Genomic DNA, 17,930 nt, shown 5'->3' with positions numbered 1-17,930 from the left:
GGGTCCGGCGTAGGCGTGCGCGCTCGGGGCCGCACGGCACGTCAACGGGCGGCGATGGTGCACACGCAGGTCACGACGAGGGCCACGGCCATCCCGGCCGCCGTCAGCGGGGCGGTCAGGGCCGGGTGGCGGTGGACGGCGTACCCGATGGCGCCCGCCAGGAGCAGCCATGTCTGACAGCGACGGCCGGAGCGGGGGCGGCTCCGGCTTGGAGGGTGCCGGGTTCCGCGGCGGCGGCGCGGGCGCTGGGTGAACAGCTGCGGCTGCTGCGGGAGAACGCGGGTCTGTCGCAGCGGGCGATGGTGGCCCTGCACGGGGGGAGCATCACCTCGGTCTCGCGGTACGAGAACGGGGACCGGCTGCCGCGCAGCGCCTACGTGGAGGCGCTGCTGGAGGAAGCGGACCGGTGCGGGCGGGCCCCGCTCACCACCGCTGTCCGCGAGCTGGTGACGGCCCTGTACGAGCGGGCGTTGGGCCCGGTGGGCGGGCGCAACAGCGAGCGGGCCGCGCTCTACGAACAGGAGCGGGCGCTGCGGGAGGTCCAGGACCGGGAGGCCGAGACCGCCCGGCTGCTGGCCGAGCCGGCCGCCCGGAGTCAGGACCCGGGGGCCGGCCCGGCTTCCCGGCGAGGGTTCGGCCGAACTCGAGCCCCACCAGGGGCCAGGGCCGTTCCCCGAAGCTGTTTCCGGCCCTGGCCGCGGGGCGGTTTCCCCCTGGGGACACCGCCTCCCGCCGACGGGTCTGGCCGCCGTTCTGATCGCGGTGGCCGCGATCGTCTGGGGAGCGGTACTGCTCCAGCGGGGCAACCCGGCCCCGGGACAGCACACGACAACCGGAGCTCGGCCCGAGAGCTCCGCACCGATCCCGACCCCTTCGTCCAGCCCCACGCCTCCGCCGACGCCTTCCTCCACGCCGTCCGCCCCGGCCTCCATCTCCCCCGCGCCGGAGCCCGCGCCCGTCCCGCCACCGAGCTCCACCCCGCCGCCGGAGACCAAGCCGCCCGCCCCGACGGTGCCCGAGGCCGTACGCGTCCGGTGGAGCGGGACACTGACCCTGGACGACGGCAGCAGGAACGGGATCCCGGTGACGGGCTGGTTCCTGGTTCCCGTCCCGCCACAGCGGGCACCGCTGGGGGGCCTCGGACAGCGCTCCGCGGACGTCCCCGCAGGCCGCAGCGCCTGCTTCGGAACCGACGCCGGCCGGGTCGGGTACTTCACACCCGGCCCGGGAAACGGCGGCCAGGTCAGACATCCCATGCCGTTTCATGTCAAGAGGGATAGAGCTGGGCGTGGTGTGACCAGGCGGTTGCTTCGTCGTAGTGGGTGCGGGTTTTGAGGCATCCGTGGAGGATGCCGACGAGGCGGTTTCCGACCTGGCGGAGGGCAGGGTTGTAGCCGGCGTCGCGGGCGCGCTGCTTGTCGTAGTAGCGGCGGGCGCCGGGTGAGGTGTTCAGCGCGGAGAACGCCTGGAGTTGCAGGGCCGAGGCGAGGCGGTTGTTGCGGACGTAGCGGGCCTGGACGGTGTGGCTCTTGCCGGAGGCCCGGGTGATAGGGCTGGTCCCGGCGTAGTTCTTGCGGGCCTTCGCGTTGTCGTAGCGGGTGGGGTCGTCCCCGAACTCGGCGAGCACCCGGGCGCCGGTGATCTCCGCGATGCCGGGCATCGAGAGGTAGATCTCAGCGTCCGGGTGCTCAAGAAAATGTGCCTTCACCTGCCTTTCGAGCTCGGCTATCTGCTCGTTCAGACTGATCAGCAGGCGCGCGTGGGCTGTCGCGGCGGCCGCGTAGGCGGCGGTCACCGGTTCGGGCAGACCGAGGTGTTCTTCTCGCAGCGCGGTCTGGATCGTGGCGGCTTTCTGGGGCCGGTTGTGCCGGCGGTGGCGGGTCAGGACCGCGGTGATCTGGGGGCGCGTCAGCTTCGCCGCGGTGGCGGGCGTGGGCGCCTTGATCAGCAGCTCCAGTGCGTCCGTGCTGGTCAGCGCCAAGTCGGCGTAGGCGTCCAGGGCCGCGGGGAAGTACTCGCGCAGCGTATTGCGCAGCCGCTGGAAGGTGCGGGTGCGTTCCCAGATCAGTGTCTGGTGGGCACGGGCGACGACCTTCACGGCCTGGGCCTGCTCGCTGTCTCCAGCGACGGGCCGCAACTGGTCACGGTCGATACGGACCATGTCTGCCAGCGCGTGCGCATCGCCTTTATCGCTCTTGGCGCCGGAGGTTCCGTAGCGTTCCTTGAACCGGTTGACCTGCCTCGGGTTGATCGCGAACACCTGGTAGCCGGAGGCGATCAGGGCCTGCACCCACGGGCCGCGATCGGTCTCGATCCCCACCACCACCTCGGCGGAGTCCACATCCGCGCCACCGTACTTCGCGATGAGCGCGTGCAGTTTCGCGATGCCCTCCACCCCCTCGGGCAGGGTCGCGACGGCCAGCTTGCGGCCCGTCCCGTCCTGGACCTCGACATCGTGATGGTCTTCGGCCCAGTCGTCACCGATCAGCAGCAACAGTTCTCTCCCGCTCGTATCCGTTCGTTCAGTTGCACAGCAGCCTGCGGAAGGCACGGCACGCGGCCTAATGGATCCAGTGCTCACGCCCGTGGGCGGGCACGCCATCCCATCAGCGGTCATGGCCTCCCGGCCGACCAGCAGGGGCACGGTCTGACCACAGAACTCGAACGGCTCCGGCATCGGAAGTGCTCACCTGCTGGCGGCTACAACATCAAGTCTCTACGACCCGATACGTCCCATTAGGCTTCGGACGACCGTGTGGGAACTGCCCCCCCCCAGCTGACCGGCTCAGCTGGGGGACGTGCCCCGCGCAGCGGTGATGCCGTCCTGGTGTCACCATGGCGCACGATGGTGTCATTGCTCTGACCAGCGATTTTATGTGCTGCGGCGCCACTGTGGGGTGGAGTGGCGCCACATTGGCTCGACATGGCGCCATTTCTGTGCCATGCTGTGCGACATGGACCTCACGCCCTACGTCACCACCCTCCGCCAGGAGCTCGCCGTCGCCGCCGAGGCCGGCGGCGACGAAGCCCGCAAGCTGGCCGAGAGGCTCACCGCTCCCCTGGAGTCGGCCACCCGGCTGACCCTGCTCAACGTGCTCTCCGCCGCGATGGACGAGATCACCCGCGAACTCGCCCCCGGCTCGGTCGACGTACGGCTGCGGGGGCTCGACCCCGAGTTCGTGGTGACGGTGCCGGCCGGCGAGAGCCATGCCCCCGCGGAGCCGTTCTCCGCCGCTCCGTTCGCCGAACCGCTCGCGCCGCACGCTTCCGCCGAAGGCGACGAGGGCGGCACCGCCCGCGTCAACCTGCGCCTGCCGGCCCACCTCAAGGCCCGCGCCGAGGAGGCCGCGAGCCGCGAGGGGCTGTCGGTCAACGCCTGGCTGGTGCGCGCCGTATCGGCCGCGGTCGACGGCGGCTCCCGGCCCGGTACGGCGGAGAAGTCCCAGAGCGTGGGGCAGAGCTTCACGGGCTGGGTCCGCTAGTCCGGCTCGATCAGTCCAGCTCGATCAGTTCAGCTCGATTACGTACGCACCGCACCGCATCTTTCGCCCACACCACGTCCCACCAGCGGGGACGCCCGGAAGACCCAAGAGGACGGGACAGTCATGCCTTCTTTCGACACCTCCGAAGCGATCTCGGTCACCGCACACGTGGAGGCCGGCTCCATCCAGTTCACCGCGGGCGACCGCCTCGACACCGTCGTCGCGGTGCAGCCCCGGGACACGAAGCGCGACAAGGACGTACGGACCGCCGAGCAGACCGAGGTCACGTTCGCGGGCGGTGTGCTGACCGTCCGGACGCCCAAGTCCAACCCGTTCGGCAAGCCCGGCATCGTCGACGTGACGGTCGAACTGCCCACCGGTTCGCACGTCGACACGACCGGCGCCTGGACCCAGGTGGTCGGCGAGGGCCGGCTCGGCGAGGTCCGGGTGAAGACCTCGTCCGGCGACGTGCGCCTCGACACCACCGGCCCGCTCAAGCTGACCGCGTCGCACGGTTCGATCACCGTGGACCGGGCCGAGGGCGCGACCGAGATCACCACCAGCTCCGGCAGCCTGCGCCTCGGCTTCGTCGACGGCTCCGCCGTCCTGAAGAACTCGCACGGCACCACGACCGTCGGCGCGGCCATGGGCGAGCTGCGGGTGAGCGGTGCCAACGGTGACATCGAGATCCGGCGGGCCGAGGACTCGGTCACCGCCAAGACCGCCCACGGCACCCTGCGGGTGGGCGAAGTCGCCCGCGGCACCGTGGAGCTGGAGACCTCCTACGGGGCCATCGAGGTCGGCGTCCGCGAGGGTACGGCCGCCTGGCTCGACGTCAGCTCCGGTTCCGGCCAGGTCCGCAACACGCTCACCGCGTCAGGGAGCCCGGAGGGCAGCACGGACACCGTCAAGGTCCGCGCCCGGACGAAGTACGGCAACATCGACGTCCGTCGCGCCGCGGCTTCCGCGGTCTGACCAGGAGTTTCTTCTCCCTCCGCGTCACCTCCACCCCCCTGTCACTTCAGCCTTCGAATGGAGGGCCTCATGCCTTCTTCTGTCATGCCCACATCATGTCGAGGCGACGGCCACCCGTCTCCGGCGGCCGTCTCCACCATCGGGCTGCGCAAGTCCTACGGCGACAAGACCGTCCTCGACGGCATCGACCTCGCCGTCCCGGAGGGAACGGTCTTCTCCCTGCTCGGCCCGAACGGTGCCGGCAAGACCACCGTCGTGAAGATCCTCTCCACGCTCATCACCGCCGACGGCGGACAGGCCCGGGTCGGCGGCCACGACATCGCGGCCGACCCGCAGGCGGTGCGTGGTGCGGTCGGTGTCACGGGGCAGTTCTCGGCCGTTGACGGGCTGATCACCGGTGAGGAGAACATGCTGCTGATGGCGGACCTGCACCACCTGTCCAAGCGGGAGGGGCGGCGGGTGGCCGCCGAACTCCTCGAGCGATTCGACCTGGTGGAGGCCGCGAAGAAGCCGGCCTCGACCTACTCCGGTGGCATGAAGCGTCGCCTCGACATCGCGATGACCCTGGTCGGTGATCCGCGGATCATTTTCCTTGACGAGCCGACGACCGGTCTGGATCCCCGTTCTCGTCACAACATGTGGCAGATCATCCGCGAGCTCGTCACGGGCGGGGTGACTGTCTTCTTGACCACGCAGTACTTGGAGGAGGCCGATCAGCTCGCGGATCGGATCGCGGTGCTGAACGACGGTCGGATCGCGGCCGAGGGGACTGCGGAGGAGTTGAAGCGGCTGATCCCTGGAGGCCATGTACGGCTGCGGTTCTCCGGCCCGACCGTCTACCGGAGGGCGACCACCGTGCTCGGCGAGGTCACCCGGGACGACGAGGCGTTGGAGCTGCGGATCCCCAGTGACGGCAGTCAGCGCGCTCTGCGCTCCCTCCTGGGCCTGCTGGATTCCGCGGGCATCGAGGCGGACGAGCTGACCGTGCACACGCCCGACCTCGATGACGTGTTCTTCGCTCTGACCGGCACCGACCCTCGTCCCGGTAAGTCCGCCCTGCCTGCTCAGTCCAAGGAGAACGTCCGATGAGTTCCTTCGCCCTCGCCGTCCGCGACTCGTCCACGATGCTGCGCCGCAACCTCCTGCACGCGCGCCGCTATCCGTCCCTGACGCTGAACTTGCTGCTCACGCCGATCATGCTCCTGCTGCTCTTCGTCTACATCTTCGGTGATGTGATGAGCGCGGGCATCGGTGGCGGTGGCCGCTCCGATTACATCGCGTACCTGGTGCCGGGCTTGCTGCTGATGACCATCGGCAGCACCACGATCGGCACGGCCGTGTCGGTGTCCAACGATATGACCGAGGGCATCATCGCCCGGTTCCGCACGATGGCGATCCACCGCGGGGCGGTGCTCATCGGGCACGTCGTCGGCAGTGTGCTGCAGTCGATCGCGAGCGTGGTTCTCGTGGGCGCCGTCGCCGTGGCCATCGGCTTCCGGTCCACGGACGCGACGGTTCTGGAGTGGTGCGCGGCGTTCGGGCTGCTCGTGCTGTTCGCTCTGGCGCTGACCTGGATCGCCGTCGGCATGGGGCTGATCAGCCCGAACGCCGAGGCCGCGAGCAACAATGCGCTGCCCATGATCCTGCTGCCGCTGCTGTCCAGTGCTTTCGTGCCGGTCGAGGGGATGCCGGGCTGGTTCCAGCCGATCGCCGAATACCAGCCCTTCACCCCGGCCATCGAGACCCTGCGCGGCCTGCTCCTCGGCAGCGAGATCGGCAACAACGGGTGGATCGCGGTCGCCTGGTGCCTGGGCCTCGCGGTACTCGGCTACTTCTGGTCGGCCTCGAAGTTCAACAGTGACCCGAAGTAGCGATGTGGGGTTGACCGCAGTGGCTAATGATATTAGCTTATGAGCAACAGTGATTAGCCACTACTTCCGGGGGACGGTCATGACGGAGTTTCTGAGCATCGACGGCGGACAGCTCGCGTACGAGGTCACGGGGGAGGGCCCGCTGGTCCTGCTCGCCCACGGCATGGGTGACAACCGCGCGGCCTACCGCGAGACCGCCGCCCTCCTCGTCTCCGCCGGGTACCGCGTCGCCTCCACCGACCTGCGCGGACACGGGGAATCGAGCACCGGCTGGAGCTCGTACACCCGTACCGACGTGGCCGGCGACCTGCTCGCCCTGATCCGGCACCTCGGCGGACCGGCCGTCATCGTCGGCCACTCCTTCGCCGGCGGCTCCGCCACCATCGCGGCGGCGCAGGAACCCGAACTGGTCGACGCCATCGTCGAGATCAGCCCGTTCACCAAGGCGCAGAAGGTCGACTTCGGCGCCCTCGGCTCCAACGCCCGCTACCGCAAGGGCATGTTCCTGCTGCTCGGCACCGGCATCCTGCGCAGCGCGGGCATCTGGAAGCGCTACCTCGACCACGCCTACCCGGGCGCCCGCCCGGCCGGGCACGCCGCCCACCTCGCCGCGCTCGACACGGACCTCGGCCGGCCGGGCCGGATGGCCGTCGTCGCCAAGATGGGGATGTCCGCCCCCACCGACGCGGGCGCCCGGCTCGGCGACGTCCGGTGCCCCGCGCTGATCATCGAGGGCGACCTCGACTGCGACTGGGCCGACCCGGCCGCCGAGGGCGCGGCCATCGTCGCCGAACTGCCCGCGGGGCGCGGCCGCCTCGTCATGATCGAGGGCGCGGGCCACTACGCCCACGCGCAGTTCCCCGCCGAGACCGCCGCGGCCATCGTGTCCTTCCTGAAGGAGGCCGCCCGTGCCTAGGGCCTCGCTCTCGGCCGACGCGGTGGTCGACGTGGCGCTGGGCCTCGTCGACGAAGAGGGGCCGGCGGGCCTGACCCTGTCGGCGGTGGCGGGCCGGGCCGGCGTGGCGACCCCCTCCCTCTACAAGCACGTACGCAACCTCGCCGAGCTCCGCGACCTCCTGACGGCGCGGATCATGAACGAGATGGCGGACGAGATCGGCGTGGCCGTCATCGGCCGCTCCGCCGACGAGGCGATCCGCGCGTTCATGACGGCCTGGCGCAGCTACGCCCTGCGCCACCCCCACCGGTACGCGGCCCTGCCGCACCATCCCGAACCGCGGACGGCGGAAGCCGGGGAGCGTCTGCTCACCGTCCTCTTCGCCACGCTGCGCGGATACGGCCTGGAGGACTCCGCGGCCGTCCACGCGGCCCGCTGTCTGCGCGCCACCGCCCACGGTTTCGTCTCCCTCGAAACCGGGGGCGGTTTCGCCCTGCCTGAAGCCCTGGACGAGAGCTACGCCCTCCTGACGCACATGGTCGTCACGGGCCTGAGCACGCCCCGGACCCCGCACTGACCCGTACCCCGCGCTGACCCGGAGGTTCGTTGCCGGGACTCAGCGCGGGCGGGAGAGCGGGGCGAGGCGTGCGCCGGTGAACACGTAGCTGACCGGCGGTGGAGCCGGCGCATGGCTGAAGGTCATGGACGTGACCTAGGAGGCGGAGCGGCGGCGCGGCGGCTGCTCGCACTCCACGAACTTCGCCAGGCGCCCCTCCACCAGGAGGGTCAGGGCCTCCGTGAACGACTTCCGCAGCTTCTCGGGCAGGGCGGCGAGCACGCTCTCGTGCGTGCGCTCGACGACCTCGTCCGATCGGGTGAGCAGGGCCCGGCCCTTGTCGGTGACCACGATGATCCTGGCGCGCCGGTCCACCGGGGAGGGCGTGCGGACCGCGAGGCCCTCCTTCTCCAGCTTGTCGGTGATCACGACCATCGTGGTCTTGTCGAGGCCGACCGCGTCCGCGATCTGGCTCTGCGTGAACTCGCCCTCCAGCGCCCGGTGCAGCACGCAGTGGGCGCGCGGCGTCGCCCCTACTTCGGCGAGGTTCGCCGTCATCTCGGTCGCCAACGAGTGGCCGGCCCAGTTGAGCAGGAAGCTGAGGTCCGTGGTGGGCGTCTTCATGGGGCGAGTGTAACCAATCTGCTTCTGCACCAGAACATTTCGAACCAGAAGTGTCCGGACTGTTCGGTTCCGAAAATTAAAGTCCTGGACTCGATAATAAAGAACAGAACTATACAGTACGGTCCTACTGAGTCCAGTGAGTGCAGAGCCCAGGAGGCGAATCCGTGTCCGTGCCCCTCGTCGAGTCCCCCCGAGCGCGCTGGCTGGCGTTCTCGGTGCTCTGCTCCATGCAGCTGATGATCGTGATCGACATCAGCGTCGTGACCGTGGCGCTGAGCTCCATCCAGAGCGACCTGGGGTTCGACGCGGCCCGCCTGGCCTGGGTCACCAACGCCTACACCGTGGGCTTCGGCGGCCTGCTGCTCCTCTCGGGCCGGCTCGGTGACCTCATCGGCCGCAAGCGGGTGTTCATCGGCGGCGTCGGCCTCTTCACCCTCGCCTCGGCGGCCTGCGGTCTGTCGGGGACGCAGGAGATGCTGATCGCGATGCGGTTCCTGCAGGGCGCCGGCGCGGCCATGGCCTACGCCGTGGTCATGGGCATCGTCTTCATGATCTTCCGGGACGACCCCCGTCAGCTGGGCAAGGCCATGGGCGCGATCGGCTTCGCCGCCGCGGCCGGCGCCTCCCTCGGCATCCTGATCAGCGGTCTGCTCACCCACGGGGCCGGCTGGCACTGGGTCTTCTACGTCAACGTCCCGATCGGCGCGGCCGCGGTGCTGCTCGCCGCACGGCTGATCCCCGACGACAAGGGCCCCGGACTCGGCGCCGGCGTCGACCTCCTGGGCGCGGCCCTGGTCACCACGGGCATGATGCTGGGCGTCTACACCCTGGCCACCGGCTCCGGGAACGGCTGGGGTTCCGCCCGTACGCTCGGCTTCGGCCTCGGCGCGATCGTGCTGCTCGCCGGATTCTTCGCCCGCCAGGCCACGGCCGAGGTGCCGCTGCTGCCGCTGTCCCTCTTCCGCTCCCGCGAGCTGTCGGGCGCCAACCTGATCCACCTGCTGCTGGTCGCGGCCACGATCTCCTTCAACATCCTGATCGCGCTCTACCTGCAACAGGTCGCCGGCTACTCGGTGCTGGTCACCAGCTTCGCCTTCGTACCGCTCGCCCTCGTCGGCGGTTTCTCCTCGCTCGCCCTGTCCCAGCGGCTGAACGCGCGCTTCGGCGCCCGGGGCGTCCTGGTCCTCGGCCTGCTGGGGGTGGCGGCGGCCCTTCTGCTGGCCGCGCGTGTCCCCGAGGACCCCGCCTACGTGCTGGACCTGCTGCCCGTGATGCTGCTCCGCGGCTTCTTCGGCGGTCTGGCCATGCCGGCGGTGATGACGCTGTCCATGTCCGTACGGGACCCGCGGGACGCGGGCGCCGCCTCCGGACTCTCCGGCACCTCCGGCATGATCGGAGACTCCCTCGGCATCGCCGCCATGACCGCGATCGCCGCTTCCTCCACCAGCAGGGCCCTGGCCGGCGGCGAGAGCGCCGCTTCCGCGGCCACCGGCGGATTCCAGCTCGTCTTCGGCATCGCCGCCGGCCTGGTCCTCGTGGCCGCCGCGGTCGGCCGGTTCGTACTGCTGGCGGGCCGGCCGGTGCCGCCGGGCGACGGCGCTTCCGCGGGGACGCCGCCCCGGCGAGCCCACGAAGCCGTGGCTCCCTGACCGCTCGTACGTCCTTCCAGTCCGTTTCCCATTCCCTCTTCCTCTCCTTACTCCCTTTCACCTGCCCTAGGAGCTCCCGTGACCACGAACACCCGCCTCGCCGCCACCTCTTCCGCCTCCGTCGGCGCCTCCACCTGGCGGCCCCGGCTCCTGACGGTCCTGGGGGCCGCGGCCGGCGCTGCCGTCGTCTTCCTCGCCGGCAAGGCCGGCGGTGTCGCCCTCGCCGTGGACCAGAACGACGGCAAGGGGCCGGTCGGCCTCGGCCTCGGCAGCTTCCTCGGCTCCGCCGCGGGCGCCGCCCTGCTCGGTTGGGCCCTGCTCGCCCTGCTGGAGAAGTTCGTGCCGGCCGGGTCCCGGAAGATCTGGACCGCCGTCGCCTTCGTGGTGCTCCTCGCCTCGCTGGTCCTGCCGTTCGGCGTCGAGGCCACCAGTGGTACGAAGATCCTCCTGGCGCTCACGCACCTGGCCGTCGGCCTCGTGGTCGTCTTCGGGCTGCGCCGCGACGCGGCCCCGGCCAGGGGCTGACATCAGGCGGACTTGGCGCCCTGGGCCTCGACGGCCACGTCCTGCCAGCCCCTGGTCCGGGTCGCAGCATGCTGCGACCCGGAATGCCGGAAGCTGTGCCCGCGACGGGGCCGGGCGGCCTGGCCCCGCTGCCAGAGTGGAAGGGCCGCCCCCCGCCTCCGAGCCTCCGAAGGAGCCACCACCATGGCCCAGAGCCAGACCCAGAGCCAGAGCCAGACCCAGCCCCGGACTCACAACAACCCGCTCGCCGTCACCACCGCCGTGCTGATCGCCCTCCTGGCCTCGTCCACCGTGCTGTTCGACGGCACCGCGCGGTACGTGGTCATGGGTGTGCTGGCCGTCGGCGTGCTGTCCTGCGCCCGCGCGCTCCAGCGGTCCCGTTCGTAAGCGCGCTCAGATCCAGCCGCGCTCCCGGGCGAGCAGCGCCGCGTGGAAGCGGTTCGACGCGTCGAGCCGGTCCCCGTTCCGCGAGCAGCGAGGCAACGATCGCGTCCGATGCCGCCCTGGTTTCCAAGTCCTGCCGGATCCGCGCGAGCCGCGCGTCGATTAGGTGCTGCACCGCCTTGGCGGGACTGACCGGGCGCGATTCCCCCAGCACGCCGTGGCCGGTCGGCACCCGGCCTGGGTCTACCTGTCACCCCGGGGCGAGGCTACGGGGCTCGCGGTGGGACGAGCGGGCGCTCGGTGCCGAGACCGCTCGCGCGGGTGTTCTCGTACAGGGTGGTCTCGCCGTCGCTCCAGCGGACGAGGAGGTCGTCGGTGAGGCCGTCGTCGGTGTACCGGCCGGTGGTCATGAGGACGCTGTGGGTCCAGGTCCGGTTCGGGCCGCGCAGGCGCCGTTGGCTGCCGAGGCCGCGGGTGGTGAGGCCCGGGTGGCTGCCGAGTGCGCCGTTGGACCAGCGGACCATCAGGTCCCACTTGCGGTTGCCGGAGAACTGCCCGGCGGCGAGCAGGGCGGCGCCCTTCCAGGCGGGGCCGGGGCCGGTGAGCCGGTGCTCGCGGCCGAAGGTGCCGGCGCCCACGGCGGTGTGGAGGGTGACTTCTCCGTCGGACCAGCGGACCACGAGGTCGGTGACGTAGTGGGAGGCGTCGAAGCGTCCGGCGGTGATCTGGGCGGCGTGCTTCCAGACGGATCCGGCCGGGGCCATCTCGGTGACGCGGCCCAGGCCGTGGGAGCCGACGTCGCCGTGCAGGGTCGTCCGGCCGTTCTTCCGGCGGACCAGCAGGTCGAACTGGTCCGAGCCGGTGAAGTCGCCCGCGGTGACGGTGGCGACGTCCTTCCAGCCCGCGTTCGGTGCCATGAGCCGGCGCTCCGGGAGGAAGCCGCCCCGGCCGTCCCCCGGGAAGAGGGTCACCTCCCCGTCGGTCCACACCACGAGCAGGCTGCTGCGGCCGCTGCCGGTGAAGTCGCCGGAGGCCATGGCCTTGGCATGGGTCCACAGCTCCCCCGAGCCGGGCAGTGGGGAGCCGTTCGCGGAGCCCGGGTAGGGCGGCCGGGAGAGAGAGCCGGGGTTGCGGCCGGCGGCGGCGTCCTCGTACAGGTCCCGGGCGTCCTTGCCGTACACCGGCGCGTACGTCACCCAGGAGTCGTTGCCGCCGCCGTGGTAGCCGCCGGTGTTGCCGATGACCTTGCCGGTGCGGCGCGCGGCGTCGTAGTCCTTGATCCAGGGGCCGCCGGACACCCCGCCGTAGAAGCCCTTGCACACCATCCGCAGCTGGCGGAAGCCGCGCAGCCGCGTGGTGGGCACGTCGCACCGGACGGCCTCGTGGCCCTTGTTCACGCGGGAGGCGGAGGGATAGCCGACGACGGTCACCCTGTGCTCGTACGTGTCGACCGGCGTGAAGGTCAGCGCCCCGGTGACGTTCTCGACGCGTCCCTTCGCGTTCGGCTCGACCAGGACGAAGGCGAGGTCCAGGTCGGACACGGCGGCCCGGCCGTGCACCCGGTAGCGGGGGTCCGTGTAGACGCCCCCGGCCCTGACCGGGAAGATGCCGAACGGCTGGGCGGCGGCGGTCTTTCCGTGGCGGTAGCGCGGTACGAAGACGGCACGGTTCGCCGGCCCGCCCATGCCGACGGCGCAGTGCCCCGCGGTGAGCACCATGCTCCTGCCCGCGCTGCGTACGACGCTGCCGGTGCAGGAGGTGTCCGCCGTGCCGATCCCGGCCTGCCGGTAGAAGAAGGTGCCCACCATCGGCATGCCGTCGAAGTGGACACCGGTCGGAGTGCCGGAGGGCGCGCGGACGCCCGCGGCGGCGCGGCTCCGGGCGGCGTCGACGGGCACGGCCGCGGCCATGCGCTCGGCCGTCCAGTACGCCTCCGCGGAGCGGAGCCCGCCGGAGGGCGCGGGCACGGGCACGGGAGCGACGCCCGGTACGGCCGCCAGCACGCAGGCGGCGGAGACGGCGGAGAGGGTGAACCATCCGGATCCCAAAGAACCTGCCCGCCTTCTGCGTGAGTCGCACCCGTCCGGGCGCGGAGCGCCGAGCCGGCCGGCCCGACCGCCGTCGGACAAGAACGAGACCACACGGGCGCGCCGAGGACGTGGACGGGCGCGTTCGCCGCGCTGACGCTGCTCCGGATGCCGGACCTGACCGCGCCGGTTGAACTCACCGGTCGAGGCGAAGCTCCGCGTCCCCGAGCCCTGCGCCGAGGCCCCGAGTCGGCAGGGATCTATACGAGCGTATTGAACATTCGTCTTAGACGGTTGTATATTTCTGGCGCGGGGTCACACCGGCACCCGCATCCGCACCGGAACCAGGGGGAACCGCCATGTCGAACGCCGCCGCCCGGCCCACCCGCGCCACCCTGACCATCGACGGCCGCGCCCTGTCCTACCTGGACTTCGGCGGCGCCGGCCGCCCGCTGCTCGCCCTGCACGGGCACCTCTCCGAGGGCTCCTCCTTCACGGCCCTGGCCGCCGCCCTCGGACCCGAGTGGCGGGTCATCGCGCCCGACCAGCGCGGGCACGGGGACTCGGACCGCGCCGCGGAGTACACCCGCGCCGGCTACCTCGCCGACCTGGTCGCCCTTCTCGCCCACCTCGGGATCGACCGCACCGTCGTCCTCGGCCACTCCCTCGGCGGGATCAACGGCTCCGACTGGTTCCCGGCGACCACGGGCGAGATCGTCCACGTCGACGGGGGCCACCACGCGATGGGCGCCTGAGCGACGGAGCACACGTACGAACGGACCGGTGCCCCGGGCCGCGAGCGCGGCCCGGGGCACCACCCCTTCCCTGACCCGCGGGTCAGAGCGCGAAGCTGCTGCCCGCCTCGGGAACCACCAGGCGCTCGGCCGCGCCCGCCTTCTCGAAGGCGGCGCCGACGGTGTCCTGACCCTCCGTGAAGTGCTGCCAGCCGTCCTGGTGCACGGCGAGCACCTTGCGGGCACCCAGCAGCTCCGCCACCTCCACCGCCTGCTCCGAGGTCAGCGAGAGCAGCGTCGGGCCGAACGGGGCGAGCTGCGCCGCCCCCACGTGCAGCACCGCCAGGTCGACGCCGGCCCCGCCGAGGCGCTCCGCGAGGGCCTTCACCGGTTCCAGGGAGACGTTGTCGCCGCTGACGTAGACCGTCGGCAGGCCCTCGCCGGTCAGCAGGAAGCCGGTGACGGCGCCGAGCATCGGCTCGGTCCCGGCCGGACCGTGCTGCGCCGGGACCGCGGTGACCACGAGGCGGCCGCCGTCCGGGCGCTCCAGGACGTGCTCGGCCCACGGCGCCAGCCCGGTACCGCCGACGCGCTCCGCGGACTGCTCGGTGGTGAGCACCAGGGCGACCTCCTCGAGGAAGGCGCGCCCGGCCCCGTCGAGGTTGTCGGGGTGCTGGTCGTGCGACAGCAGGACGGCCGCGACCGGGCCCAGCCGGTCGGGGGCAAGCGCCGGCCCGGTCAGCTTGTGCAGGGCGACCGGGCCCAACTCGTAGGAGGAACCGGCGGCGTCGAAGGTCGGGTCCGTCACGAACCGCAGCCCGCCCAGGTCGATGACCGTGGTGGGGCCGCCCACCACGGTGACGGCGAGCTGTGCGGCGGTGTTCTCTGTCATGGAACTGCTCCTCGGAAAGTGCCACTCGAACGGTGAAATGGAAAAAGAGAAGGAGGGACGGGCCGGTCAGCCGGGTTCAACAACCACCAGGCCCCCGGTGAATCCCCTCGGCAGCCGCAGCGGGTGCCAGCGGTGGCCGACGTCCTGGTCCGGAGCCCCGGCCAGGGCGCGGACCCCGGTGCCCACGGCCTTCACGTACGCCTCCCGCCTGGTCCAGAGGTCCAGCCACACAAGGTCCCCGGCCCGGCCGGAGGTCCGGCCCAGGCGGGCGCGTTCGGAGGGGGAGTACAGCCGCCGGGCCAGTTCGCCGGCCCCGGGGACCGTACGTACCTCCTCGACGTCCACCCCGATACGGGTCCCGGGCGCGAGCCCGCTGCCCACGGCGACGGCGACCAGGCCCGCGGCGTGCGCGATGCTCACGTCCACCCCCGGGGCGCCCGTCACCCAGGGCCGCCCGGCCCGGTCCACGGCGAGGCCCACCCGGGCGGGCGGCCGCCCGAGCATCCGCCCCAGCACGCCGCGCAGCACGAACCGGGCCAGCACGAACTCGGCCCGGCCCAGCGGATCGCGGACGGCCTCGTACCGGGAGCGCTCGTGCGGGGCCAGCGCGGCGGCCGCCAGCTCCGCGACCGTGCCGGCCGGCAGACCGCGCCCGTCGGCCCACCAGGCGCGTACGACACCGCGGCCCGCGGCGACGGGCTCCGCCACGGCGGTCACGACCTCCGGCCGGGCCCCCTCCGATCCGCTGCGCGGCCACGATCCGCTGCGTGGCCCCTCCGATCCGCTGCCGGTCACGGCCGGCCGGTCGCCTCTACCCGGTCGGCCAGCTCGTCCTCGGTCAGGCCGAAGTGCGAGGTCAGGGCCCTGATCCAGCGCTCCAGGCCGAAGGCCACGCACCCGGTGAAGGCGGGCTCGCCGTCCGCGGTGCGGATGTCGCAGCGCTCGCCGAAGAAGTTGCGGTGGAAGTTGAGCGAGCCGATGGCCAGCGAGCCGTCGAAGACGAACTCCTCCTTCGCGGGGAAGAGCTGCGCCATCAGCGCGCGTCCCGCGCTCGCGTCGAAGAACGGGTCGGTGGCGGCCTCGATCCCCACCGGCAGCCCGAGCTCCGCCAGGTAGCCCGTGATCTTCTTCCGGAACAGCTCCAGGTGGGCCAGGACCTCGTCCCGGGTGCCGACGCAGACGATCTCGCGCATGCTGAAGCCGAGCAGCCGGCGCAGCGCGTCGTAGTGCGTCTCGCGGCGGAAGCAGGTGGCGACGGTGGTCACCTGGTGGGGACCGTCGGTCAGCGTGCGGCCCGTCAGATCGAGGTAGACGTTGTAACAGGCCGCCGAAGGCAGCGCGTACGAGGCCTCCGTGAGGTGCCCGGCCGGCAGCGAGGGCTTCCGCGAGCCGCCCGTCGCGTACTGCGGAGCGGCCTCCTTCGTGAGGGCCGCTCCCAGGATCGCCAGCTGCGGGAAGTTCTGGAAGTAGTCCAGCCGGTGCAGGTCCTCGACCCGCATCAGGGGCGGGTACTGCACCGCGTCGGCGCCGACCTCGGCCGCCCAGCCGGTGAACACCCCTTCGAGCGAGGCCCGCAGCCTCAGGGCACCCGGCCCGAGGGTGGCGAGACCGCCCCGCGTCGAGGGGCTGCGGCCCGCCTCCGGACCCGTGCTCACCGCGCTACCGGGACTCATGAAAGAACCTCTTCCTGATCGAGTTGATCGTACGAAAATCAGACGGGGTCACGTTCTCCATCAAGATCTCTTCGCCGGTCTGTTCCTCCAGCACGTAGAGGAAGTTGACGAAGCCGAGGGAGTCGAGGATGCGGTTCTCGACCAGGTCGAGGTCCGGATCGATCGAGGTCAGCTCGGGCCGCTTGGTCAGCAGGTACTGGATCACGGCGTCGAAGCCGGTCAGCGTGCTCATGAGCGCGGCAGGACGTCGTCGGTGAAGATGCCCTCGTCGCGCAGCTCCGGCGGGATCACCAGCAGGTCGCGGAGGGAGTCGAGCCAGCCCTCCGGGCCCCGCGGCGACGCGGGGCGGGTCCACGGCTTGGCTTCGATGTTCATCCGTTGCTCCCGGAGGACGTCAGGCTTGTGAGGTTCTGCGGGGTCAGGGGCGAGAAGCGGGCGCGCAGCGCCGCCTTGTCGGGCTTTCCGTACGAGGCCGTGGGGATGTCCGGGACGAACTCGAACCGTCCGGGCACGTGCGCCGCGCCCAGCGCCTCGCCCACCGAGGCCCGCAGTTCCGCCACGAGGCCGGGCCGGTCGTCCTCCGCGGCGCACACGGCGACCAGGGCCTCGCCCGTGCGCGGGTCGGGCACCCCGATGACGGCGACGCGCCGGATGCCCGGATGGGCCGTCAGCACGTTCTCGACGGCCTGCGGATAGCAGTTGGTGCCGTCGACGACGACCAGGTCCTTCGCCCGCCCGGTCAGGTACAGGTAGCCGTCCTCGTCGATCACCCCGAGGTCGCCGGTGCTCAGCCAGCCGTCCCGCAGCACCTCTGCGCTCAGCTCGGGCCGCTGCCAGTAGCCCGCCATCACGGTGGGTCCGGACACCTCGACCGCCCCTTCCGTACGGGGCCCCAGCGCGCGGCCGTCCCCGCCCGTGACCCGGAGGGACACCCCGGGCACCGCGCGGCCCACCGAGCCGAACAGCTCGGGCCGGGACGCGGCGGCCGCCGCGTGGTCCTCGGGACCCAGACTGGTGATCGCGATGGCCTCGGTCAGGGCGTAGCTCTGCCGCAGCCGGGGGCCGAGGACGCGGACCGCCTGGGCGCGCCGGTGCGGGGTCACCGGCGCGCTGCCGTAGCTGACGGCCGCGAGCCCCGAGAGGTCGGTGTGCGCGAGGCCGGGGTGGTCCAGCAGGCGGTACAGGTACGGCGGGTAGAGGTACGTGGTGACCGGCCGGCCCTCGGCGGAGGCCTCGGCGATCTGTACGAGCAGCACCTCCGCGTCGAACTCGTCGAACAGCTCCACGCTCACGTGGTGGCGCAGCAGGCCGCAGGCGATCGCGCCCGCGGCGTGCGCCATCGGGGTCATCGCCAGGAACCGCAGCCCCGGCGGCGGCGCCGCGCCCGCCCAGGCGCCGGCGGCCGCGGTCAGCGCGCCGAAGGTGTACACGACCCCCTTGGGTAGGCCGGTGGTTCCGCCCGTGTACAGCACCCGGGCGACATCGTCCTCCCGGGCCTCCACGGGCAGCGGGGCGTCCGATCGGCGGGCGGCCTCGGCGAGCAGGTCGGTCACGTCCGGGTCCGCGACGGGGCCGAGCCCGAACAGCAGCTTCACCCCGGCGGCGCGGGCGAGTTCGGCCATCCGCGGCCCCGGCAGGATCGG

20 protein-coding genes and 1 pseudogene are annotated in these 17,930 nt (G+C 72.0%); 11 read left to right on the top strand and 10 right to left on the bottom strand.

The window, feature by feature from the left end; all coding sequences use genetic code 11:
- Positions 1 to 41: 41 nt before the first annotated feature.
- Entirely contained in the window at positions 42 to 314 is a 273-nt protein-coding gene (locus OG435_RS45005; RefSeq protein ID WP_266887005.1) for a hypothetical protein, read from the bottom strand.
- Between OG435_RS45005 and OG435_RS50490 the strand changes: the two genes are divergently transcribed.
- Positions 300 to 1,280 carry a hypothetical protein gene (locus tag OG435_RS50490; RefSeq protein WP_353962809.1) on the top strand — a complete coding sequence of 327 codons (981 nt, stop codon included), beginning with the start codon at positions 300 to 302 and terminating at the stop codon, positions 1,278 to 1,280. The genes OG435_RS45005 and OG435_RS50490 overlap by 15 nt on opposite strands.
- On the opposite strand, the gene OG435_RS45000 is transcribed toward OG435_RS50490, so the two are convergent.
- Entirely contained in the window at positions 1,268 to 2,494 is a 1,227-nt protein-coding gene (locus OG435_RS45000) for an IS110 family transposase (protein WP_266875563.1), read from the bottom strand. The genes OG435_RS50490 and OG435_RS45000 overlap by 13 nt on opposite strands.
- A gap of 460 nt (positions 2,495 to 2,954) precedes the next feature.
- Between OG435_RS45000 and OG435_RS44995 the strand changes: the two genes are divergently transcribed.
- The 6 genes from OG435_RS44995 to OG435_RS44970 all read left to right on the top strand — a co-directional run bounded on the left by OG435_RS44995 (position 2,955) and on the right by OG435_RS44970 (position 7,800).
- Positions 2,955 to 3,482, top strand: coding sequence for a toxin-antitoxin system HicB family antitoxin (locus OG435_RS44995; RefSeq protein ID WP_266887003.1), 528 nt, complete (start codon positions 2,955 to 2,957; stop codon positions 3,480 to 3,482).
- A gap of 123 nt (positions 3,483 to 3,605) precedes the next feature.
- Positions 3,606 to 4,457, top strand: coding sequence for a DUF4097 family beta strand repeat-containing protein (locus tag OG435_RS44990; RefSeq protein ID WP_266887001.1), 852 nt, complete (start codon positions 3,606 to 3,608; stop codon positions 4,455 to 4,457).
- A gap of 69 nt (positions 4,458 to 4,526) precedes the next feature.
- Positions 4,527 to 5,546 (top strand): ATP-binding cassette domain-containing protein, encoded by a 1,020-nt coding sequence (locus OG435_RS44985; RefSeq protein ID WP_266886999.1) that lies wholly within the window; start codon positions 4,527 to 4,529, stop codon positions 5,544 to 5,546.
- Positions 5,543 to 6,328: an ABC transporter permease gene (locus tag OG435_RS44980; protein WP_266886997.1), complete on the top strand. Its 786-nt coding sequence runs from the start codon at positions 5,543 to 5,545 to the stop codon at positions 6,326 to 6,328. The genes OG435_RS44985 and OG435_RS44980 overlap by 4 nt, the downstream gene beginning before the upstream one ends.
- A 79-nt stretch (positions 6,329 to 6,407) precedes the next feature.
- Positions 6,408 to 7,244, top strand: coding sequence for an alpha/beta fold hydrolase (locus tag OG435_RS44975; protein WP_266886995.1), 837 nt, complete (start codon positions 6,408 to 6,410; stop codon positions 7,242 to 7,244).
- Positions 7,237 to 7,800 carry a TetR/AcrR family transcriptional regulator gene (locus tag OG435_RS44970; RefSeq protein ID WP_266886993.1) on the top strand — a complete coding sequence of 188 codons (564 nt, stop codon included), beginning with the start codon at positions 7,237 to 7,239 and terminating at the stop codon, positions 7,798 to 7,800. Before OG435_RS44975 ends, OG435_RS44970 begins: the two co-directional genes overlap by 8 nt.
- A 135-nt stretch (positions 7,801 to 7,935) precedes the next feature.
- Here the strand turns inward: OG435_RS44970 and OG435_RS44965 are convergent, their stop codons facing one another.
- A complete protein-coding gene (locus OG435_RS44965; protein ID WP_266886991.1) occupies positions 7,936 to 8,403 on the bottom strand; it encodes a MarR family winged helix-turn-helix transcriptional regulator in 468 nt (155 codons plus the stop codon).
- Between the two features lie 164 nt (positions 8,404 to 8,567).
- Between OG435_RS44965 and OG435_RS44960 the strand changes: the two genes are divergently transcribed.
- From OG435_RS44960 to OG435_RS44950, 3 genes are all read left to right on the top strand, one after another.
- A complete protein-coding gene (locus tag OG435_RS44960; protein ID WP_266886989.1) occupies positions 8,568 to 10,052 on the top strand; it encodes an MFS transporter in 1,485 nt (494 codons plus the stop codon).
- A gap of 78 nt (positions 10,053 to 10,130) precedes the next feature.
- Positions 10,131 to 10,577, top strand: coding sequence for a DUF6069 family protein (locus tag OG435_RS44955; RefSeq protein WP_266886987.1), 447 nt, complete (start codon positions 10,131 to 10,133; stop codon positions 10,575 to 10,577).
- 183 nt (positions 10,578 to 10,760) lie between these two features.
- Positions 10,761 to 10,964 (top strand): hypothetical protein, encoded by a 204-nt coding sequence (locus OG435_RS44950; protein WP_266886985.1) that lies wholly within the window; start codon positions 10,761 to 10,763, stop codon positions 10,962 to 10,964.
- A 263-nt stretch (positions 10,965 to 11,227) separates the two neighbouring features.
- Here OG435_RS44950 and OG435_RS44945 read toward each other — a convergent pair whose 3' ends face one another.
- Complete coding sequence (locus OG435_RS44945; protein WP_266886983.1) at positions 11,228 to 13,009, bottom strand: trypsin-like serine peptidase; 1,782 nt, start codon at positions 13,007 to 13,009, stop codon at positions 11,228 to 11,230.
- 338 nt (positions 13,010 to 13,347) lie between these two features.
- Here OG435_RS44945 and OG435_RS44940 point away from each other — a divergent pair.
- A pseudogene (locus OG435_RS44940) lies at positions 13,348 to 13,716 on the top strand (alpha/beta fold hydrolase); the annotation flags it as partial.
- A 109-nt stretch (positions 13,717 to 13,825) separates the two neighbouring features.
- On the opposite strand, the gene OG435_RS44935 reads toward OG435_RS44940, so the two are convergent.
- The 6 genes from OG435_RS44935 to OG435_RS44910 form a co-directional block, all read right to left on the bottom strand.
- Entirely contained in the window at positions 13,826 to 14,614 is a 789-nt protein-coding gene (locus OG435_RS44935; RefSeq protein WP_266886979.1) for an MBL fold metallo-hydrolase, read from the bottom strand.
- Between the two features lie 66 nt (positions 14,615 to 14,680).
- Positions 14,681 to 15,331, bottom strand: coding sequence for a 4'-phosphopantetheinyl transferase family protein (locus OG435_RS44930; RefSeq protein WP_266886977.1), 651 nt, complete (start codon positions 15,329 to 15,331; stop codon positions 14,681 to 14,683).
- Between the two features lie 74 nt (positions 15,332 to 15,405).
- The gene (locus tag OG435_RS44925) at positions 15,406 to 16,287 is read right to left on the bottom strand and encodes a hypothetical protein (protein WP_266886975.1); all 882 of its coding nucleotides are present in this window, start codon (positions 16,285 to 16,287) and stop codon (positions 15,406 to 15,408) included.
- Positions 16,274 to 16,519, bottom strand: coding sequence for an acyl carrier protein (locus tag OG435_RS44920; RefSeq protein WP_266886973.1), 246 nt, complete (start codon positions 16,517 to 16,519; stop codon positions 16,274 to 16,276). The genes OG435_RS44925 and OG435_RS44920 overlap by 14 nt, the downstream gene beginning before the upstream one ends.
- Entirely contained in the window at positions 16,516 to 16,662 is a 147-nt protein-coding gene (locus OG435_RS44915; protein ID WP_266886971.1) for a hypothetical protein, read from the bottom strand. The genes OG435_RS44920 and OG435_RS44915 overlap by 4 nt, the downstream gene beginning before the upstream one ends.
- A complete protein-coding gene (locus tag OG435_RS44910; protein ID WP_266886969.1) occupies positions 16,659 to 17,909 on the bottom strand; it encodes an AMP-binding protein in 1,251 nt (416 codons plus the stop codon). Before OG435_RS44910 ends, OG435_RS44915 begins: the two co-directional genes overlap by 4 nt.
- Positions 17,910 to 17,930 lie beyond the last annotated feature (21 nt).

The sequence above is a fragment of the Streptomyces sp. NBC_01264 genome, from assembly GCF_026340675.1.
Taxonomy (GTDB): Bacteria; Actinomycetota; Actinomycetes; order Streptomycetales; family Streptomycetaceae; genus Streptomyces.
This window is presented reverse-complemented; position numbering and strand designations above follow the sequence as displayed.